Here is a 19638-nt window from a genome sequence, read left to right as displayed (position 1 = left end):
AAGACGAGGTCGCGCGGTGAAGAAGCTGCTCCTGGTCGCACTGGCCGCCATCGGCGGGCTCCTCGTGTACCGCCAGATCCAGGCGGATCGCGCCGAGCAGGATCTGTGGACGGAGGCGACTGACTCCGTGCCTACGGGTTCCTGAGTCCCGACACCTGAACCGAACAGACCCCGGCCGCCACGCGGTCGGGGTTTTGCGTTTCCTGGCCGCGTTTCCAGGCCGCCATTCCTGCGGCCGCGGCGGTCTTCCGCCTCCCCGAGCTGCGGGGCGGTGGGCTTGCGTATCGCGGGTCGTGGGTCGTGGACCCGGTGGGCCGCGGGTCACCGGGTGCGGCCCGGCTCGGCGGCCCCGGGTTGCGGGGCGGCCGCGGGTGAGATAGGCGTTCCGGGAGGCCGTCCGCGATCCACCGGGTGGGGCCGGGCGTTGCCGGGCGTTTCGGACGGCCGTACACGTTGCCCGGATGGCGCAGGGGTGCTCGGGGCAGGATGGGCCACGGTCCGGCAGGCCGCGGGGAGCGGCCGGGGCCCGCGGTTGCGGAGCGACAGGGGGTGGCAGTGCGGCGGCGAGGGCGTACGGCGTGGTGGCGGGACGACCGGTGCGCGCGCTCGCGCGCGACGACCAAGCCGCCCGGCCTGCGGGCCGGCGTCGTGCTGCTGGGGCTGTGCGCCCTGGTCCCCCTGCTGTGCGGCCCCGCGGCCGCCGCCGGTGCGCGTTCCGGGGCCTACGACGGCGCGCGTCCGGGGATGTACGACTTCACGCCCGGCGCCCGCTCCGTCCAGGGCGCGGCGGACACGGCCGACGCCGAGCGGCTGGACCCCGGCCGTACCTACCGAAGCTCCCTGCCGAAGAACGGCAGGCTCTACTACCGCCTGCGCCTCGCAGCCGCCGACACGGCGTACGTCCCCGTCACCGCCGTACCGCCCGCCCACACCACCGTGACCGCCACCGACGGCATCCGCGTGTCCATCGAGGACGCCGACGGCTCGTCCTGCCAGTACGCCGCCGCCCGCTTCGGCGCCGGGCTCAGCCCGCGCCCGGTCACGGCCCTGGGACAGCGCGAGGCCGGCAGGGCGCTGTGCCGGGGCGCGGGCACGTACTACCTGCTGGTCGAACGCCTCGACGCCGAGGGATCCGGTACGGCGGGCTCGACGCAGCCCTGGGACCTGGAGATCGCGCCCGCCACGGAACCCGGGCCCGTCCGGCCCGGGCCCAGCACCGCGCCGGAGTCCTGGAACTCCGCCACTCCCGAACCGCTCACCGGCAAGCCCCGCGACCGGTCCGGCGGCGCCGGCTTCGTCTCGGCCGTACCGGTGGACCAGGGGGTCTGGCGGACGGCCCTCGTGCCCGGCGAGACCCGGTTCTACAAGGTGCCGCTCGACTGGGGCCGCCAACTGCACGCCTCCGCCGAACTGGACGCTGCCGACGGTCACGGCTATGCCGGAGGGGCCCTGAACCTCGCCCTCCACAACCCCGTCCGCGGCTTGGTCGACGACGTCACCCTCGGCTACACCGGCGCCCGGAGATCCGTGGCCCTCGCCCCGCTCCCGCCGGTCGAGTACGCCAACCGCCATGCCGTCCCCGCAGGGGTCTCCGCCGTCCGGTTCGCCGGCGACTACTACCTGGTCCTGCACCTCAGCGAGCAGCTGACCGGCCCCTTCGGGCGCGGACCGTTCGGCGTGACGCTGCGGATACGGGTGGACGGACGGGCGCACGCCGGGCCCGACTACGCCGGGCGGCCCGCGCCCGCGGACGTCTTCACCGTCACGGCCCAGGACCGCGTGCGGGCGCTGCCCGGGAGTACGGCGGGCGCGGACCGCACGCCGATGAGGCTGGTCGCCGCCGGCGGCATCGGCCTGGGCACGGCCCTGCTGCTGGTGCTCGGCGGCTGGACGCTGGCGGCCCGGCGGGCTCAGACGCGGGTCAGCGCCCAGAAACCCACCGCGTAACAGACCAGCGCCAGCAGCAGGACCGGGATCGCGACCCGGGCCGGGGGCCCGGGACGGCGACGGTTCGTGCGGCGCCGACGGCCCCGCACCGGGGGCCTCGGCGAGACCGGTGGGGCGGCAGGGGATACCTGCGCGTCCTGAGCGGTGTACGAGGCGGTGGCGGCATCGCCGCGGTGCCCCGGCACCGCGGGTGGCGGGACGGCGGTCCCTGGCGTGTACGGCTGTGAGGGGGCGGCGGCCAGGGCCCGCGTCGTCGGATCGTGCGAGGGCAACTCCGGGAACGGGCAGCTGCGTTCCGGGAAGACGGGTGTCCGCCCCGGGAACGGTGGTGTCCGCTCCGGTGCCCGAGGTGCGTGCTCCGCTGTCCAGGGTGCGTGCTCCGGTGCCCGGGGTGTGGGCTCCGGGCTGTTCTCGCGCTGCTCCCCGGCGTGCGGGGGCGTCCGCCAGGGGGGCGGACCAGGCTCCGAGTGGTCCTGGGGCGGCGGGAGTCGAAAGCTTCCGGTGTCCGACATGGAGCCGGTGTGCGGGTGGGCCTGGGCGCTCGCGTCGAGGCCCACGTCCGGGCGGGAGGCGCTGTCCGCGCCGGAGCCGGCCCCCGGGTGGCCGACGGCACCGGTGCTCGGGTCGGAGGACTCACCGGAGAAGTCCGTCTGCACACCCGAGGCCCTCCTGAGCGGCCCGTCGGAGCTGAACCCCGGTGGCAGCGGGCCGACTTGGTCGAAGATCTCGATCAGCTCGTCGTCGGGTCCGGGTTCCGGCAGGAGTTCCGCGGCGGAGGCCAGTGCCTTGCGTGCCCCCGTGGCGGTGCGGAAGCGGGCCGCCGGGTCCGGCTGGAGCAGCGCGGCGACCACCTGCCACAGCGGTTCGGGAACGCTCTTGGGCGCCCCCGGGGTGCCGTGCTCGGCGAAGTACTGCACCAGCGCCTTCGCGTCGGGCTTCGCGCCTTCCAGGAGATACAGGGCGACCAGTCCGACGGCGAACAGGTCGGCCGGGAAGTCGGGTTCGGCGCCGAGCATCTGCTCGGGAGCCAGATAACCGGGCGTTCCCACCACGAGGTTGGTCTCGGTCAGCCGTGGTTCGCCGAGCCGCATGGCGATGCCGAAGTCCGACAGCCGCAGCCGCGGCCGGCTGGTACCGGTGGCCTCCAGGAGCAGGTTGGCGGGTTTGATGTCCCGGTGGACGACGCCTTCCGCGTGGACGGCGGCGAGCCCGGACAGCAACTGGTCCAGCAGCGTGCACACGAAGGCCGGGGGGAGGGGGCCGTAGTCGCCCACGAGGTGGACGAGGGAGCCGCCGGTGACCAGGTCCATGGTGAACAGGACCTGGTCGTCGTCGGCCGCCCAGCTGGCCGGAGCGAGGACGTGGGGGTGGTCGATGCGCAGCGCCTGCTCCCGCACGAAGCGCAGCAGCGAGTGGGCGTCGCGCTGCTGGAGCACCTTGGCGGCCACATAGCGCCGTCGGCGGTGATCCCAGGCACGCCACACGGCGCCCACGCCACCGCGTCCGATCGGGTCGGCCAGCTCGTACCGGCCGGCGAAGACCTCACCCATGGCAGTCCCCCGCTCCTCCCCCTGGCCCCTCGCTCCCCCTCTACCCCCGCGTTCCCCTCCGGCACCGCTTCCCCGCCACCGGCCCACGGGTGGCGGGCCGCGGTCAGTTCTGGTGGGACTGGTAGTGCGCGACGGCGTCGGACGTACGGCCGGCGCCGTAGACCCGGAGGAACTCGGCCAGCTCGGGGTGGGACGGGGTGAGGGCGTCCGCGGCCTCGATGATGTCACCCGCGGCGGCCACCGAGCGCAGCAACGACTGGATCTCGCGGACCACCCGCTTGACCGTGGGCGCCCCCGAACCGCTCGTGGTCTGGGTGGTGTTGTTGAGCACGGAGCCCCCCTGCGACTTCTTGATCTCGTCCATGCGGTCGGTCGCCTCGGCGGCGCTGACGCTGCCGTCCGCCACCTGCGCCGCCAGCTCCTGCAGCAGTTGTACCCGCTGGACCACCGCGGGATTGCCGATCTTGGCGCGCTGGCCGCTCATCAGCTGCGAGAGCATCGGCGCCGACAGGCCGAGGACCCCCGCGAGACGCGCCTGGTTGAGCCCCAGATCGTCGATGAGCTTACGGAAGAGCGCCCCCAACGGCTCCCCGTACCAGTTCCGCTGCAGCTCCCGCGCTCTGGCGGTGGCTTCCTGCTGTGCGGCGTCCATTGCGTCTCCCCATCGCTACCCCTGAAAAACCGCGGTTCGCTGTAGCGAACCCCGCCGAGCATCTTACGGAGAGTGGTCATCCGGGGGGACCCCCAATCTTTTTGCGGGATACGGGGGGAGACCCGGTAGTCTGGTCTGCGGCACCCACCGGAACGCGCTTCCGGCCGGTCACTGCTTCCCGGGGCCTTAGCTCAGTTGGTAGAGCGCCGTCTTTGCATGGCGGATGTCAGGGGTTCGACTCCCCTAGGCTCCACCCCGAAAATGCCCTCCGACCTGCGAAAAGCAGGTTTCGGAGGGCATTTCTCGTCGGCTGCCGCGGCGCCCGTTTCACGTGGAACGGGCCGTGGGACCGGCGAGTTGTCACTCGCCGGTCCCACGGCCCGTTCAAAAGCAGGGCACGAACCCGACCGTCACCATCAGGGCGCGAAACCGACCGTCTCGACCAGGGGCGTGAACCCCGCCGTCTCAGGCCTGGTCGTCGCGGTCCGAGGACTCGTCCTCCGCCTGCTTCGCCTGCACCTCCGGGTCCAGGACCGAGGTGCCACTGCCGTCCACGGAGCCGATGCGCCCGGTCTCGGGCACCTCCGTCGCCGCGGGCGGCTCGACCAGCCAGTCGGGGTTGGCCTGCTTGTCCCACCACTTCCAGGCCGCGAAGGCGCCGCCGACGAGCACGCCCGCCAGCGCCAGTACCTTCACCGCCCGGCCGGCCCTGGACCGCCGCTCGTTCCTTCTGGCCAGCTTGTGGATGTCCTTCGCCGAGACCTGACCGCGCAGGGCGGCCAGAGCGGCGGCGCCGCGCGCGGCGGCCTCGTCGGCCACCGGTGCTGCGACGGCCACGGCGTGCTCGATCTTCGGACGCGAGTAGACGGCGGCCTGCCGGGCGGCCTTGCGGGTACGAAGGGCGGCTTCCTGTGCTGCCAGGTCAACCTTCGGCGGCACATGGGCACGGGCTTGCTCCAGTCGTGGGGCGAGCCGGGCGTCGTACTGATCGCGGGCCTGTTCGGCGGCCTGCGACACCACGGGCGCCAGCCGTACGCGTGCCTCCTGCGCGTAATGCGCGGCACGCTCCTTGGCCGTGTCGGCGTAGGGCGCCACCACTTCCGCGGCGTGCAGCACGCTGTCCTTCGCCGAGCCGGTCGCGGCGCGCACGCTGTCGATGCGGGTCACGGGTTCCTCCTCCTCGGTGGCGTACGGTAATTCGACTTTCCACCCTTTTACGGATCATGCCTGTGAACGGTCCGCCCGGCATGCGAGGGCGGGCATATGGGTGCTGATCGCTCTGTTCGGCTCGATTGCGGGCAACAGGAGCTTCTCGTCGACCCTGCCACGAAACTCGGCCGGGCGCTGCTTTCCCGGCAGAACTCCAGGCCGTCGGGCGACGTACGGCCCCGGCCGTGCGAGGATCGGGGAGTCACACGAGGACAACGGAAGGCAGATCGTGGCTGAGCAGCTTTACGCCACTTTGAAGACCAACCACGGCGACATCGAGGTCCGGCTGTTCCCGAACCACGCGCCTGTCACGGTCAGGAACTTCGTCGAGCTGGCGCAGGGCGAGCGTGAGTGGACGCACCCGGGTACGGGCAAGAAGAGCACGGACCGGCTCTACGACGGGACGATCTTCCACCGTGTCATCAGCGGCTTCATGATCCAGGGCGGTGACCCGCTGGGCACCGGCATCGGCGGTCCCGGCTACAAGTTCGAGGACGAGTTCCACCCCGACCTGTCTTTCAACAAGCCGTACCTGCTGGCCATGGCCAACGCCGGCCCCGGCACCAACGGCTCGCAGTTCTTCATCACGGTCGCCCCGACGGCCTGGCTGACCCGCAAGCACACCATCTTCGGCGAGGTCACCGACCCGGCCAGCCAGAAGGTCGTCGACGCCATCGCGGGCGTGCCCACCAGCGGGCGCAACGACCGTCCGGCCCAGGACGTCGTCATCGAGTCGGTCGTCGTCGACCGGCGCGAGAGCTGAACCCACCGCTTCCCGGCAGCCGCCGCAGGGAACCAAACGCCCCGCTCGTCCGTAAGGATGAGCGGGGCGGGGTGTTTGCCCCGGGCAGCCCCACGACGAGCAAGGTGATCTGATGGACCAGGCCGCAGGCAGCGCCCAGGACGCCCGGCGCGTGCCCGTGTGCTACCGGCACCCGGACCGCGAGACGGGCGTGCGCTGCACCCGCTGTGAGCGCCCCATCTGCCCGGAGTGCATGGTCAGCGCCTCGGTCGGCTTCCAGTGCCCCGAATGCGTCCGCGCCGGCTCCGGTACGGGGCATGCGCCGGCCGCGTCCCGGCCGCGCACGATGGCCGGCGGCACGGTCACGGCCGACCCCCGGCTGATCACCAAGATCCTCATCGGGATCAACCTCGCGATGTTCCTGGTGCAGCAGTCCCTGGGCGACCACTTCACCCAGCGCTTCGAACTGATCGGCCAGGCGTACGTCCCCGGGCTCGACGAGGTCCAGGGCATCGCCGACGGCCAGTACTACCGCCTGCTGACCGCGATGTTCCTGCACGGCGGCATCGCCCACATCCTGTTCAACATGCTCAGCCTGTGGTGGATCGGCGGCCCCCTGGAGGCGGCGCTCGGCCGCGCCCGCTACATCGCCCTCTACTTCGTGTCGGGCCTGGCCGGCAGCGCGCTCAGCTATCTGATCGCCGCGCCCAACCAGCCCTCGCTCGGCGCCTCCGGAGCGATCTTCGGCCTGTTCGGCGCCACGGCCGTGCTGATGCGCCGGCTCAACTACGACCTGCGCCCGCTCGTCGCCCTGCTGGTGATCAACCTCGTGATCACCTTCACGCCGGCGATGGGCATCGCCTGGGAAGCCCACATCGGCGGCCTGGCAGCCGGCGTCGTGACGGGGTACGCCATGGTGCACGCCCCGCGCAGGAGACGGGCGCTGGTCCAGTACGGCACCTGTGCGCTCGTCCTGCTGGTCGCGGTGGTCCTCGTGCTGGTCAGGACCGGTCAGCTCACCTGAGACCGGCCGGTTGTCCACAGCGTGTGGCGAATCCTGTGCATACGGTGCGGGCACAGGTGTGCCCCCCGTCGCTCGAATGTGTTTCCGCAGGTCGGACGGGGGGCGAATGCGTGTGCGGGGACTGATAGGTCAGTCACACCGGCGTCAACCCTCGATGAGTTATCCACAGATCGTAGTCTTTTCCCCAGGGAGGTGTGGATACAGCTGCCGACCTGTGGATAACTCAGTGGATAGCCCTGGGCAGAGCTACCGCAGCAGTGCTGGTGAGGGCTACTTCCACTGCGTGGAGACACCGAAGCCGGCGGCGATGAAGCCGAATCCGACCACGATGTTCCAGTTGTCCAGCGCGTCGATGGGCAGTGAGCCGTCGGTTACATAGAAGACGACGATCCAGGCCAGGCCGATGAGGAACATGGCCAGCATGACGGGCGCGACCCAGGAACGGCTGGTCAGCTTGATCGCCTGAGCCTGCTTCGCCGCCGGCGGCGTGTAATCGGCCTTCTTGCGGATACGTGACTTCGGCACGAGGGTCTCTCCTGTCGATGCGCTGCGTGGCCGCGCAGGTAACTGGGTCGGGCTCGGGGCAGCGTACAAGGGGGCGGCACGACGACTCTGTCTGCTCCCCCGGGCGTCCGTTAGCGTAGTGCTTCCGTGGCGCCGAAGGAGATAAGGGTACGTTGAGCAATTCTGCCGACTCCCCCGGGACGGGATCAACGGGTTCCGGCCCCGGACGCAAGCCGCGTGTCCGGCCGGTGCGGATACTGACGGCGGCCGTCTTCGCGCTGGCTGGACTCATCTTCTTCACCAGCTTCGACACGGCCAAGGGCACCGACATCCGGCAGGACGCCTCCCTGCTCAAGCTGTCCGACCTGATCCAGGAGCGCAGCCGCAAGAACAAGGAGCTGGACGAGACCAACGCGTCCCTGCGCGGCAACGTGGACTCGCTCGCCGAGAGCGACGACGGCAGCAGCAAGGCCCAGGACCAGAAGCTCAGCGGCCTGGAGAAGGACGCGGGCACGCACAGGCTGACCGGCAGGGCGATCTCCGTCACGCTGAACGACGCGCCGCCCGACGCCACCGCGAAGCTCCCCGGCTACCCCGCGCCGCAGCCCGACTACCTGGTCATCCACCAGCAGGACCTGCAGGCCGTGGTGAACGCCCTGTGGCAGGGCGGCGCCAAGGGGATCAAGGTCATGGACCAGCGGCTGATCTCCACCAGCGCCGTGCGCTGCGTCGGCAACACCCTGATCCTCCAGGGGCGCGTCTACTCCCCGCCGTACAAGATCACGGCGGTCGGGGACCCGGGGAAGCTGCAGCAGGCGCTCGCGGCGAGCAAGGCGATCCAGACCTACATGGTCTACGTCAACGTCTACGGCCTCGGCTGGAAAGTCACCGAGGACGGGACGGTGACTCTGCCCGGCTACTCGGGCACAGTGGATCTGCACTACGCGAAGCCCGTGGAGTAGCCGGGTCCCAGTCAGGAGCCGCCGGTGCGCGTGATCGTCAGGACCGTCAGCGAACTGTGCGTCACCGTCGGCACCCTGATCGTGCTCTTCGTGGTCTACCTGCTGTTCTGGACGGGTGTGCGGGCCGACACCGCCATGAGCGACCAGATCGAGCAGCTGCACCGGCAGTGGTCGACGGGGAACGTGCAGCGGGCGAACACCCCGGGCGGGCGGCCGGCGGCCACACGGGAACCGCGGACGCCGCAGGAGTCGCAGCAGCCACAGCGGCCGGACCGGTCGCAGAACCCCGCGGAACCGGCGCCGTATCGCCAGGGGGCGGCCTTCGCGATCATGTACGTCCCGCGGCTCGGTTTCACGTGGAACAAACCGGTGCTGGAGGGCACCGGCACCGACGTGCTGAAGAAGGGCCTGGGCCACTACGCCGGGACGGCCCGGCTCGGCCAGCTGGGGAACTTCGCGGTCGCCGGGCACCGGCGCACGTACGGGGACCCGTTCAAGGACTTCCCGCGGCTGCGCCCGGGCGACGCGGTGGTGCTCACGGACGGTACGACCTGGTTCACGTACCGGATCGACAAAGGGCCCTACAAAACCGTTCCCACGGACGTCGAGGTGATCGACCCTGTGCCACGTACATCCGGGTACACGCGTCCGGGCCGGTATCTGACGCTGACCACGTGTGATCCGGAATGGGGACACAGTCACCGGCTGATCGTCTGGGCGCACCTGGACTCCACACAGCCTGTGGAGGCAGGCGAACCGAAGGCTCTGCGCCGTTAGTCTGGTGGCGTTACGGCGTGAGTCTGGTGCCGTGGAGATACGAAAGGGACGGCATGTACGGCTGGATCTGGCGGCATCTGCCGGGGAACGCGTGGGTGAAGGCGCTGGTCTCACTCGTACTGGGCCTGGCCGTGGTCTACGTCCTCTTCCAGTACGTCTTCCCGTGGGCCGAACCGCTCCTGCCCTTCAACGATGTGACGGTGGACAACCAGTGAGTGCGCGGATTCTCGTCGTCGACAACTACGACAGCTTCGTCTTCAACCTCGTCCAGTACCTGTACCAGCTGGGCGCCGAGTGCGAGGTGCTGCGCAACGACGAGGTGTCGACCGCGCACGCCCAGGACGGCTTCGACGGGGTGCTGCTCTCGCCCGGACCCGGCACGCCGGAACAGGCCGGGGTGTGCGTCGACATGGTCCGCCACTGCGCCGCGACCGGGGTGCCGGTCTTCGGCGTGTGCCTCGGCATGCAGTCGATGCAGGTGGCGTACGGCGGAGTGGTCGACCGGGCACCGGAGCTGCTGCACGGCAAGACCTCGCTCGTCGAGCACGAGGGCAAGGGCGTCTTCGCGGGTCTGCCCTCCCCCTTCACCGCGACCCGCTACCACTCCCTGGCGGCCGAGCCGGCCACGGTCCCGGCCGACCTGGAGGTGACCGCCCGCACGCACGACGGCATCGTCATGGGCCTGCGCCACCGGGAACTCCCGGTCGAGGGCGTGCAGTTCCACCCCGAGTCGGTGCTGACCGAGCACGGGCACCGGATGCTGGCCAACTGGCTGGCGGAATGCGGCGACCAGGGTGCCGTGGCGAGGTCGGCGGGGCTCGCCCCGGTGGTGGGCAGGGCCACGGCGTGACCGCGCTGCGCCCCGAGCGTGAGGACTTGTACGGCGAGAGCCCGTACGAGTCCTACCACGGTGCGCCGAACGCCGCTCGCGGTGCGGGCCGTCATGCCGGGCGCCGGGACGATCCGCCGACGGCACCGATGCCCGTCGTCGGCCCCTCGCCCGCGGTCGGCCCCCTGCCGCCCACCGCCACCCCTCCGCCCGCGGCCGGCCCCTTGCCGCCCGCCGGCCGCTCGCCCGCGGGCGACGACGAGACGATGGCGCTGCGGATCCCCGGGCCGCCGCCTGCCGGCCCCTACGGCGATCCCCTGCGGGCCGCTGGGGCCTCCTCGGAACCTTCCGCCACGGGAACCACGCCGGGCGGGCGGGCGGCCCGCAGAAAGGCCGCCAAGCGGCGAGGTGGCCGCCACGGCGGAAGCCGGGAGACGGCACCCCCGTCGGCCCCGCCGGCCGGCCGGCCGCTCTCCCGGGTGGAGGCCAGGCGGCAGGCACGGCTGCGCAAGCCGGGCCCGGCCGTCATCGCCAGCCGGGCGATCGGCGAGGTGTTCATCACCACCGGCGTGCTGATGCTGCTGTTCGTCACCTACCAGCTGTGGTGGACCAACGTCCGCGCGCACGCGCAGGCCGGCAACGAGGCGCACCAGCTCCAGGACGACTGGGCGAGCGGCAAGCGCAACCCCGGCGTCTTCGCGCCGGGGCAGGGCTTCGCCATCCTGCACATCCCCAGGCTGGACGTGGTCGCGCCGATCGCGGAGGGCGTCAGCAACAAGAGGGTGCTCGACAAGGGCATGGTCGGTCACTACGGCGAGGGCGCGCTGAAGACCGCGATGCCGGGCGACAGGACCGGGAACTTCGGTCTCGCGGCACACCGCAACACGCACGGCGAACCGTTCCGGTACATCAACCGGCTCTCGCGCGGTGACGCGGTCGTGGTCGAGACGCAGGACGAGTACTTCGTCTACAAGGTGACCTCGACGCTTCCGGTGACACCGCCGTCCAACACGAGCGTGCTGAAGCCCGTGCCGCCCGGCTCGGGGTTCACCAGGCCCGGCCGCTACATCACCCTCACCACCTGTACGCCGGAGTTCACCAGCAAGTACCGGCTGATCGTCTGGGGCAAGATGGTCGAGGAACGCCCGCGCAGCAAGGGCAAGCCGGACGCGCTCATCGAGTAGGGCTCATCGAGTAAGGGCAGAGGAACTGTGGCAGCGACCGCCGACGAGACCGAAGCACACACGGACGCGTCCGAGCCGGATCCCGGCCCGCGCCGGCGTCCCGGGCGGATCGCGCTGGCGGTCAGCGTCTTCGGTGAACTCCTCATCACGGCAGGAGTGTTGCTCGGCCTGTTCGTCGTCTACTCCCTGTGGTGGACGAACGTGTTGGCGGACCGCAAGGCCGACCGGCAGGCCGACAAGGTCCGCGACCACTGGGCGGCCACGGACACGGGCCCCGGCGCGCTGGACACCAAGGACGGCATCGGGTTCCTGCACGTGCCGGCCATGAGGAACGGCGAGGTCCTGGTCGAGAAGGGCACGGACACCGACGTCCTGAACGACGGCGTGGCCGGCTACTACACGGACCCCGCGGGGGCCGTGCTCCCCATGTCCGGGAAGAAGGGCAACTTCACCCTCGCCGCCCACCGGGACGGCCACGGCGCCAAGTTCCACAACATCGACAAGCTGCGCAAGGGCGACCCGATCGTCTTCGAGACGAAGGACGACTGGTACGTCTACAAGGTCTACTCGATCCTCCCCGAGACCTCGAAGTACAACGTCAAGGTGCTGTCGCAGATCCCCGAGGAATCCGGCAGGAAGAAGGCCGGCCACTACATCACGCTGACGACCTGCACCCCGGTCTACACGAGCCGCTACCGCTACGTGGTCTGGGGCGAACTGGTCCGCGTGCAGAAGGTGGACGGCAAACGGACCCCGCCGAAGGAACTGCGCGGTTGAACCGCGGCTCGACACAGGCGAAGGCCCCCGGCAACCTGAGCCGGGGGCCTTCGCCGTCGGTGACGCGTCAGCCGTTGTTGCCGCCGAAGATGCCGCCGTTGCCGTTGCCGCCGTTGGCGTTGCCCCCGGGGCCACCGCCGAAGCTGACGGTGGTCAGGACGATCTGGGTGGCGCCCGGGTCGGCCTGGGTGCCCTGCGGCGGAGTCTGGCTGAGGACCCGCGCGTTGTCGTCACCCGGGCCGTTGACCTGGATGTTGTTGAAGCCCTTGCCCTGCAGGATCTGCCGGGCGTCCTTCAGGGTCTGGCCCTGGACATTGGGCACGTCGGTCTGGGTGGGCTGCGCGACCTTGCCGACGTTGACCGCGATGGGCGTGTTCTTGGAGACCTGCTGGCCCGCCTGCGGGTTCGTCGACAGGACCTTGCCGTCGTCGTCCGGGTTGGCGGTGGCCGTGTCGTTGCAGTTCGGCACCAGTCCCAGCCCCTGCAGCTCGTTCTTGGCCTCGTCGCAGGACTTGCCGACGAGGTCACCGGGGACGGTGACCTTCTCCTCCGCCTTCGCGACGGTCAGGGTGATCGTGGAGCCCTTCTCGACCTCCTTGCCGAGCGGCGGGTTCTGCTCCAGCACGCGCCCCGCCTCCTCCGCCGACACCCTTTCCTTCTTGACGACGTTGAACTGGTACTTGTCGCCCTCCAGCGTCGCCTTGGCCTCGTCGAAGCTCTGCCCGAGGACACTGGGAACCGCGACCTTCGGCGCCCCCGTCGACACCACCAGGTTGATCGTGTCGCCCTTGGCGACCTTGGTGCCCGCCTCGGGGTCCTGGGAGCAGACCGTGTTCTTCGGCTGGTTCTCGCACGGCTTCCGCGTGGGCGGGCCCAGCTTCAGGTCGGAGTTGACCGCCATCTTCTGGGCTTCGGAGTAGGTGTGATCGACGAAGTTCGGCGCCTTGAAGCTCTGGTCCGCGTTGCCCCCGCTGAACGCCCACTTGCCGATCAGGATCGCGCCGACCAGGACCAGGATGCCCGCGACCACCAGGAGGATCGTGGAGGTGCTGGACTTCTTCTGCTGCTGGCGCCGGCGGTCGGGGCGGTCGTCGTAGCCGTAGCCGCCCTCGTCCGGGCCCATCGGCGGGAGCATGGAGGTCGCTCCGGCGCCGGCGTCCGAGCGCAGGGCGGTGGTCGCGTGGTCGTCAGGGTAGCCGCCGTAGCCGACCGCGCCCATGGCGGCCGTGGCCGCGACCGGCTGGCCGTCGAGGCAGGCCTCGATGTCGGCCCGCATCTCGTCGGCCGACTGATAGCGGTAGTTCGGGTCCTTGACCAGCGCCTTCAGGACGATGGCGTCCATCTCGGGGGTGATCTCGGGGTCGAAGACCGACGGCGCCTGCGGCTCCTCGCGGACGTGCTGGTAGGCGACGGCCACGGGGGAGTCGCCCACGAACGGGGGACGGACCGTCAGCAGCTCGTAGAGCAGGCAGCCGGTCGAGTACAGGTCCGAGCGGGCGTCGACCTGCTCGCCCTTGGCCTGCTCCGGCGAGAGGTACTGGGCCGTGCCGATGACCGCCGCGGTCTGCGTCATGGTCATCCCGGAGTCGCCCATCGCGCGGGCGATACCGAAGTCCATCACCTTGACCTGGCCGTTGCGCGTCAGCATGACGTTGGCCGGCTTGATGTCACGGTGGACGATGCCGCTGCGGTGGGCGTACTCCAGGCCCTGGAGGATGCCGATGGTCATCTCCATCGCACGCTCGGGCAGGAGCTTGCGGCCGGAGTGCAGCAGCTCACGGAGCGTGGAGCCGTCCACGTACTCCATCACGATGTACGGGATGGAGACCCCGTCGATGTAGTCCTCGCCCGTGTCGTAGACCGCGACGATCGCGGGATGGTTGAGCGAGGCGGCCGACTGGGCCTCCCGGCGGAACCGGGCCTGGAAGGACGGATCGCGCGCGAGATCCGCGCGCAGCGTCTTCACCGCCACAGTGCGGCCGAGCCGGGTGTCATGCGCGAGGTAGACCTCAGCCATGCCACCACGGCCGAGCACCTGGCCCAGCTCGTACCGGCCGCCGAGGCGACGCGGCTCTTCCATAGCTACCTACCAGCCCTCTCCGTCGGTCCCGGCCGTCACGTCCGTGTGCGTCCGAGGCTGCCGTCCGGGCCTACGGTACCCGGCTCGCTTTGTATGACCTGGCCAAGCCCGGAACCCGATACAGGACCGGTATCGCAACGTGCATCGATGTGAAGGTGATGTGAGCGGGTTCACTGTGATGAGCCGGTTTCCCCACATCCAGGGACCGGGGTCTCACTTCTTCGATTTGATGACCGCCTCCATCACGTTCTTCGCGATCGGCGCGGCCAGGCCGCCACCGGAGATGTCGTCACGGTTGGCGTGCTCGTCCTCGATCACCACGGCCACCGCCACCGGCGAGCTGCCGTCGGGCATCTTGGCGTAGGAGATGAACCACGCGTAGGGGTTCGCGCTGTTCGCCACACCGTGCTGGGCGGTACCGGTCTTGCCGCCGACGGTGACGCCGTTGATCCGGGCGTTCGTACCGGTGCCCTTCTCGACCACCGTCTGCATCATCTGCTGCAGGATCTGCGCGTTCGACGGCGACAGCGGGCGGCTCAGCTCCTCCGGATCGGTCTTGGCGACCGGGTCCAGGTTGGAGGACCGCAGCTCGTCGACCATGTACGGCTTCATCAGCTTGCCGTCGTTGGCGACCGCGGAGGCGACCATGGCCATCTGCAGCGGGGTGGCGGCGGTGTTGTACTGACCGATGGAGGACAGCGCGGTCTGCGACGGGTTCATGTTGTCGGAGAACACCGAGGCGTTGGAGCGGACCGGGGTGAACTGCTCGGAGTCGAAGCCGAACTTCTTCGCCTCGGCCAGCATCTTGTCGTTGCCGAGATCGGCGCCGATCTTGCCGAAGACGGTGTTGCAGGAGTACTGCAGGGCGGCCCGCATGGTCGCGTTCTCGCAGGGGATGTTGCCCTCGTTCTTCAGCTGCGTGGTGGTGCCCGGCATGGTCCACGGCAGCGGCGACTCGGTCTTCTGGTCCGCCGAGGTGTACTTGCCGTTCTCCAGCGCGGCGGCCGCCGTGACCACCTTGAAGGTGGAGCCGGGCGGGTAGGTCTCACGCAGCGCCCGGTTGAGCATCGGGTCGGCGGGGTTGTTCTTCTTCTGCAGCTTGTTCCAGGCCGCGCCGTCGATCTTGCTGGAGTTGCCCGCGAAGGACGAGGGGTCGTACGACGGGTAGGAGGCCAGCGCCAGGATCTTGCCGGTGGACGGCTCCAGGGCGACGACGGCGCCCTTGCCGCCACGGGACTTCAGGCCGTTCCACGCCGCCTTCTGCGCGGCCGAGTTCAGCGTGGTGACGACGTCGCCGCCCTGCTGCTCCTTGCCGGTGACCATGTCGAGGGTCTTGCGGAAGAACAGCCGGTCGTCGTTGCCGGTGAGGATGCCGTCGTCGATCGACTCGAGCTGCGTGGCGCCGAAGGCCTGCGAGGCGTAGCCGGTGACCGGCGCCCACATGGGGCCGTCCTTGTAGGTGCGCTTGTACTTCAGGTCGTTCAGGCCGCTCTTGCTGCTCTCGGTGGAGCCGGTGACCGGCTCGCCGTCGACGATGATGTCGCCGCGCGGGGTGGCGTAGCGGGCGATGGTGACGCGGCGGTTCTTCGGGTCGTTCTTCAGGGCGTCGGTCTTGACGTACTGGAGCCAGTTGTCACGGAGCAGCAGGGCGAGGACGAGGAGACCGCAGAAGATCGCGATCCGGCGCAGGGGCTTGTTCATGACGGGCGCACCACCTGGGTCATCTCGGCGTCTGGGCTGGCCGCGGGGGCGGGCGCCGGGCGGCGGGCGGTGTCGCTGATACGGATGAGGATGCCGATCAGGGCCCAGTTGGCCAGGACGGAGGAACCACCGTAGGCGAGGAAGGGCATCGTCATACCGGTCAGCGGGATGAGTCCCATCACACCGCCGGCCACCACGAACACCTGCAGCGCGAAGGCGCCGGACAGGCCGATGGCGAGCAGCTTGCCGAACGGGTCGCGGGCGGCCAGGGAGGTGCGCACGCCCCGTTCCACGATCAGGCCGTAGATCAGCAGGATGGCCATGATGCCGGCCAGGCCCAGCTCCTCGCCGAAGGTGGCGAGGATGAAGTCGGAGTTCGCGGCGAACCTGATCAGGTCGGAGTGGCCCTGGCCCCAGCCGGTGCCGAGGGTGCCGCCGGAGCCGAAGGCCCACAGGGCCTGCATGGCCTGCTCGGAATGGAGGGTTCCGTCGTGCACCCCGGCCTGGCTCAGCTTGTACTCGCGCATCGGGTCGAGCCAGGCCTGCACACGGGTCTGGATGTGGGGCTCGAAGCTCGCCACGCCGACCGCGCCGACCGCGGACATCAGCAGACCGAAGATGATCCAGCTGGTCCGCTCGGTGGCGACGTACAGCATGATGATGAACATTCCGAAGAACAGCAGCGAGGTGCCGAGGTCGGTCTCGAAGACCAGGATCAGGATCGAGATTCCCCAGACCACCAGGATGGGACCGAGGTCGCGGCCGCGCGGCAGGTACAGGCCCATGAAGCGGCGGCTGGCGAGGGCCAGGGCGTCGCGCTTCACCATCAGGTACCCGGCGAAGAAGATGGCGAGCACGATCTTCGCGAACTCACCGGGCTGCAGCGAGCCCAGGCCGGGGACCCTGATCCAGATCTTGGCGCCGTAGATGTTGGCCCCGAGGCCGGGCACCAGCGGCAGGACGAGCAGCACCAGGGCGCCGAACATGGAGATGTAGGTGTAGCGCTGCAGGACGCGGTGGTCCTTCAGGAAGATCAGCACCACGACGAACAGGGCGATGCCCAGCGCGGTGTAGAGCAGCTGGCGGGGTGCGGCCGAGACGAAGTTCGGCAGCGACTGGAGCAGCTTCGACTGGTCCAGCCGCCAGATGCACACCAGCCCGAGCCCGTTGAGCAAGGTGGCCAGGGGCAGCAGCAGCGGATCGGCGTACGGGGCGAACTTCCGCACGCCGAGATGCGCGACGCCGGCCAGCAGGCCGAGACCGAGGCCGTAGCTCAGCAGGCCGGCGGGCACCTGGTCGTTGATCGCCAGACCCACGTTGGCGTAGGCGAACACCGGGATGACCACGGCGAACACCAGCAGTGCCAGCTCGGTGTTGCGGCGGCTCGGTGCGCCGATCGCCCCGATCGTGGACGTGTGGTGCGTCGGCGAATTGGAAGTACTGCTCATGGTGTGACGGGGCCTCTCACGGCGTGCCTACTACTTGCCGCACTGATTGACGACCTTCTGCTCATCCTCGGAGAGGCTCGGGCCGGGATCGGCGGGGGCGGTCGCGGACGGGGTCGGAGACTTCGGGTGCGAGCCCGGGGGCTTCGACGACGCCGACGGGTTCGGCGACGGTGATGCCTTGGACGTGAGGGCGGTACGACTGGTTCCCGTCGCCCCCGCGGTCGCGCCCTGGGCCTTCCCGGGTTTCTTCCCGCTCGCGGCGGCCGATCGCTCCGCCTGCTTCCGGCATGCGGAGGCCTGCACGGACAGCGCCTCGATCTTCGTCCGGGCCTGCTGGAGGTCCTCCGCCGTGATCGTGTTCTTGACCTGCTTCTGCTGGTAGGGCGGCAGGTACTTGAGTTCGATCTCGGGGTGGTCCGTCTCCACGTCCGACAGCGAGACCCACGCCAGGTCCTGGCTGATCCCGCGGTACAGCGCGACGTGCTCGCCGTTGGTGCCGACGTAGTACTGCGTCTGCGTCCAGCGGTAGCCGCCGTACAGGCCGCCGCCGATGACGGCGAGGGCGAGGATGCCGTAGAAGGATCTCTTCAGCCACCTGCGCTGCCTGCGCGGCTTGGTGAAGTCGTCGTCGGCGTAGTCGTCGAAGTTCCCCGCCGGGACGTAGCCGTCGGCGTCGCCGGAGCCGGGCGGGCCGAACTCGCCGCCGCCGTGGCCCTGCCGGCCCAGGTGGGAGGCGCGGCCGGCCGGGGTCTGCATGATGCCGTTGTCGTGCAGGTGGTGCTGGTTCTCGGCGACGGCGCCGACCACGACCGGCTGGTCGGACAGCTGCCCGGCGAGGGTGTCACCGGTGTCCAGGTCCAGGACGTCGGCGACGATGACGGTGATGTTGTCGGGGCCGCCGCCGCGCAGCGCGAGCTGGATCAGCTCCTGCACGGTCTCCTGCGGGCCCTGGTAGCTGGCGAGGGTCTCCTCCATCGTCTGGTGGGAGACGACGCCGGACAGGCCGTCGGAGCAGATCAGATAGCGGTCGCCGGCCCGCACCTCGCGGATGGACAGGTCAGGCTCGACGTGGTCGCCGCTGCCGAGGGCGCGCATCAGCAGGGAGCGCTGCGGGTGGGTGGTGGCCTCTTCCTCGGTGATCCGGCCCTCGTCGACGAGCCGCTGCACCCAGGTGTGGTCCTGGGTGATCTGGGTCAGCACGCCGTCCCGGAGCAGATACGCGCGCGAGTCGCCGACGTGCACCAGACCGAGCCGCTGACCGGTCCACAGCAGGGCGGTGAGGGTGGTCCCCATGCCCTCCAGCTGGGGGTCCTCGTCCACGAGGGAGCGCAGCTGGTCGTTGGCGCGCTGCACGGCCTGGCCGAGGGAGGTGAGGATGTCGGAGCCGGGCACGTCGTCGTCGAGCGTGACCAGGGTGGAGATGACCTCGGAGGAGGCGACCTCGCCGGCCGCCTGGCCGCCCATGCCGTCGGCGATCGCGAGCAGCCGGGGACCGGCGTAACCGGAGTCCTCGTTGCCCTCCCGGATCATGCCCTTGTGCGATCCGGCGGCGAAGCGCAGTGACAGACTCATGCGCACCTCGCCCGTCGGCTCCGGGTACAGCCGGTCGTGTCGAGCCACACTGCCCACCCTCCGGTCGGGAGCGCGCCGGAGACCGGGTGGCGGCCTGCCGCTGCGTGCTCGCTCCGCTCGCGCTCACTCATGACGTAGCACTACTTCCGCAGCTCGATGACGGTCTTGCCGATGCGGATCGGCCCGCCCAGCGGGATCGGCGTGGGAGTCGTCAGCCGGGCCCGGTCCAGGTACGTGCCGTTGGTGGAGCCGAGATCCTCGACGATCCACTGGCCGTCGCGGTCCGGGTAGATCCTGGCATGGCGGCTGGAGGCGTAGTCGTCGTCCAGCACGATCGTGGAGTCGTGCGCCCGGCCCAGGGTGATCGTCTGGCCCTGCAGCGCGACCGTCGTGCCGGTCAGTGTGCCTTCGGTCACGACCAGCTTGGTGGGGGCGTTGCGGCGCTGCCGGCCGCCGCCCTGCTGGCCGCGCTGCGGCGGGGGCGTGGCCTGCGGCCGGGCCGCCTGCTGCCGGCCCGGCTGCTGCGGCCGGGCGGCTTCCCGGCGCGAGCCGCGCTGAGTGACGCGCGTACCGAACAGGTCGCTCCGGATGACCTGCACGGCCACGATCACGAACAGCCACAGTACGGCCAGGAAACCCAGCCGCATGACCGTGAGGGTCAGCTCTGACATTGCCCCCGC

The 19638-nt window shown here is 70.3% G+C and carries 19 protein-coding genes and 1 tRNA gene; 11 read left to right on the top strand and 9 right to left on the bottom strand.

The genetic code is table 11. The features are described 5' to 3' along the window. The first annotated feature begins 16 nt into the window (after window positions 1-16). Together ABVB68_RS02950 and ABVB68_RS02945 are read left to right on the top strand one after the other, a co-directional pair. Window positions 17-145: a DLW-39 family protein gene (locus ABVB68_RS02950; protein WP_003999697.1), complete on the top strand. Its 129-nt coding sequence runs from the start codon at window positions 17-19 to the stop codon at window positions 143-145. A 410-nt stretch (window positions 146-555) separates the two neighbouring features. Further along, on the top strand, window positions 556-1947 hold the full coding sequence (locus tag ABVB68_RS02945; protein WP_353599254.1) for a hypothetical protein: 1392 nt from the start codon (window positions 556-558) through the stop codon (window positions 1945-1947). Here the strand turns inward: ABVB68_RS02945 and ABVB68_RS02940 are convergent. Further along, on the bottom strand, window positions 1911-3497 hold the full coding sequence (locus tag ABVB68_RS02940) for a serine/threonine-protein kinase (RefSeq protein ID WP_353599253.1): 1587 nt from the start codon (window positions 3495-3497) through the stop codon (window positions 1911-1913). The two genes, ABVB68_RS02945 and ABVB68_RS02940, sit on opposite strands and share 37 nt — an antisense overlap. A 103-nt stretch (window positions 3498-3600) precedes the next feature. Further along, entirely contained in the window at window positions 3601-4149 is a 549-nt protein-coding gene (locus ABVB68_RS02935; RefSeq protein WP_353599252.1) for a helix-turn-helix domain-containing protein, read from the bottom strand. Window positions 4150-4329: 180 nt separating this feature from the next. Here ABVB68_RS02935 and ABVB68_RS02930 point away from each other — a divergent pair. Then, window positions 4330-4402 (top strand) — tRNA-Ala (locus ABVB68_RS02930). Between the two features lie 212 nt (window positions 4403-4614). On the opposite strand, the gene ABVB68_RS02925 is transcribed toward ABVB68_RS02930, so the two are convergent. Continuing rightward, the gene (locus ABVB68_RS02925) at window positions 4615-5316 is read right to left on the bottom strand and encodes a DUF5324 family protein (protein ID WP_353599251.1); all 702 of its coding nucleotides are present in this window, start codon (window positions 5314-5316) and stop codon (window positions 4615-4617) included. A 271-nt stretch (window positions 5317-5587) separates the two neighbouring features. On the opposite strand from ABVB68_RS02925, the gene ABVB68_RS02920 reads away from it, so the two are divergent. Both ABVB68_RS02920 and ABVB68_RS02915 read left to right on the top strand, forming a co-directional pair. Continuing rightward, a complete protein-coding gene (locus ABVB68_RS02920) occupies window positions 5588-6121 on the top strand; it encodes a peptidylprolyl isomerase (RefSeq protein WP_353599250.1) in 534 nt (177 codons plus the stop codon). Between the two features lie 112 nt (window positions 6122-6233). After that, window positions 6234-7124 carry a rhomboid family intramembrane serine protease gene (locus ABVB68_RS02915; protein WP_353599249.1) on the top strand — a complete coding sequence of 297 codons (891 nt, stop codon included), beginning with the start codon at window positions 6234-6236 and terminating at the stop codon, window positions 7122-7124. A 270-nt stretch (window positions 7125-7394) separates the two neighbouring features. Here ABVB68_RS02915 and crgA read toward each other — a convergent pair whose 3' ends face one another. Beyond that, entirely contained in the window at window positions 7395-7649 is a 255-nt protein-coding gene (crgA, locus tag ABVB68_RS02910; protein ID WP_353599248.1) for a cell division protein CrgA, read from the bottom strand. A 152-nt stretch (window positions 7650-7801) separates the two neighbouring features. Between crgA and ABVB68_RS02905 the strand changes: the two genes are divergently transcribed. From ABVB68_RS02905 to ABVB68_RS02880, 6 genes are read left to right on the top strand one after another with little or no spacing between them, the layout of a single operon-like run. Next, on the top strand, window positions 7802-8590 hold the full coding sequence (locus ABVB68_RS02905; protein WP_353599247.1) for a DUF881 domain-containing protein: 789 nt from the start codon (window positions 7802-7804) through the stop codon (window positions 8588-8590). Window positions 8591-8614: 24 nt separating this feature from the next. After that, window positions 8615-9367 carry a class E sortase gene (locus tag ABVB68_RS02900; protein ID WP_353599246.1) on the top strand — a complete coding sequence of 251 codons (753 nt, stop codon included), beginning with the start codon at window positions 8615-8617 and terminating at the stop codon, window positions 9365-9367. Between the two features lie 17 nt (window positions 9368-9384). Further along, window positions 9385-9582, top strand: coding sequence for a hypothetical protein (locus ABVB68_RS02895; RefSeq protein WP_353599479.1), 198 nt, complete (start codon window positions 9385-9387; stop codon window positions 9580-9582). Next, window positions 9579-10217 (top strand): aminodeoxychorismate/anthranilate synthase component II, encoded by a 639-nt coding sequence (locus tag ABVB68_RS02890; RefSeq protein ID WP_353599245.1) that lies wholly within the window; start codon window positions 9579-9581, stop codon window positions 10215-10217. Before ABVB68_RS02895 ends, ABVB68_RS02890 begins: the two co-directional genes overlap by 4 nt. Beyond that, on the top strand, window positions 10214-11380 hold the full coding sequence (locus ABVB68_RS02885) for a class E sortase (protein ID WP_353599244.1): 1167 nt from the start codon (window positions 10214-10216) through the stop codon (window positions 11378-11380). The genes ABVB68_RS02890 and ABVB68_RS02885 overlap by 4 nt, the downstream gene beginning before the upstream one ends. 27 nt (window positions 11381-11407) lie before the next feature. Next, window positions 11408-12157 carry a class E sortase gene (locus ABVB68_RS02880; RefSeq protein WP_353599243.1) on the top strand — a complete coding sequence of 250 codons (750 nt, stop codon included), beginning with the start codon at window positions 11408-11410 and terminating at the stop codon, window positions 12155-12157. A gap of 67 nt (window positions 12158-12224) precedes the next feature. Here the strand turns inward: ABVB68_RS02880 and pknB are convergent, their stop codons facing one another. The 5 genes from pknB to ABVB68_RS02855 all read right to left on the bottom strand — a co-directional run bounded on the left by pknB (window position 12225) and on the right by ABVB68_RS02855 (window position 19629). Further along, complete coding sequence (pknB, locus tag ABVB68_RS02875; protein WP_353599242.1) at window positions 12225-14237, bottom strand: Stk1 family PASTA domain-containing Ser/Thr kinase; 2013 nt, start codon at window positions 14235-14237, stop codon at window positions 12225-12227. Between the two features lie 213 nt (window positions 14238-14450). Further along, the gene (locus ABVB68_RS02870; protein WP_353599241.1) at window positions 14451-15938 is read right to left on the bottom strand and encodes a peptidoglycan D,D-transpeptidase FtsI family protein; all 1488 of its coding nucleotides are present in this window, start codon (window positions 15936-15938) and stop codon (window positions 14451-14453) included. After that, a complete protein-coding gene (locus ABVB68_RS02865; RefSeq protein WP_353599240.1) occupies window positions 15935-17386 on the bottom strand; it encodes an FtsW/RodA/SpoVE family cell cycle protein in 1452 nt (483 codons plus the stop codon). Before ABVB68_RS02865 ends, ABVB68_RS02870 begins: the two co-directional genes overlap by 4 nt. Before the next feature lie 30 nt (window positions 17387-17416). After that, window positions 17417-18958, bottom strand: a complete 1542-nt coding sequence (locus ABVB68_RS02860) for a Stp1/IreP family PP2C-type Ser/Thr phosphatase (protein ID WP_353599461.1) — start codon at window positions 18956-18958, stop codon at window positions 17417-17419. 140 nt (window positions 18959-19098) lie between these two features. Further along, complete coding sequence (locus ABVB68_RS02855; protein ID WP_353599239.1) at window positions 19099-19629, bottom strand: FHA domain-containing protein FhaB/FipA; 531 nt, start codon at window positions 19627-19629, stop codon at window positions 19099-19101. Window positions 19630-19638 lie beyond the last annotated feature (9 nt).

Origin of the sequence: Streptomyces sp. NPDC096012 (assembly GCF_040426375.1) — a bacterium.
Taxonomy (GTDB): domain Bacteria; phylum Actinomycetota; class Actinomycetes; order Streptomycetales; family Streptomycetaceae; genus Streptomyces.
The sequence above is the reverse complement of the archived record's forward strand: the minus strand, read 5'-3'. Positions and strand labels throughout refer to the sequence as shown.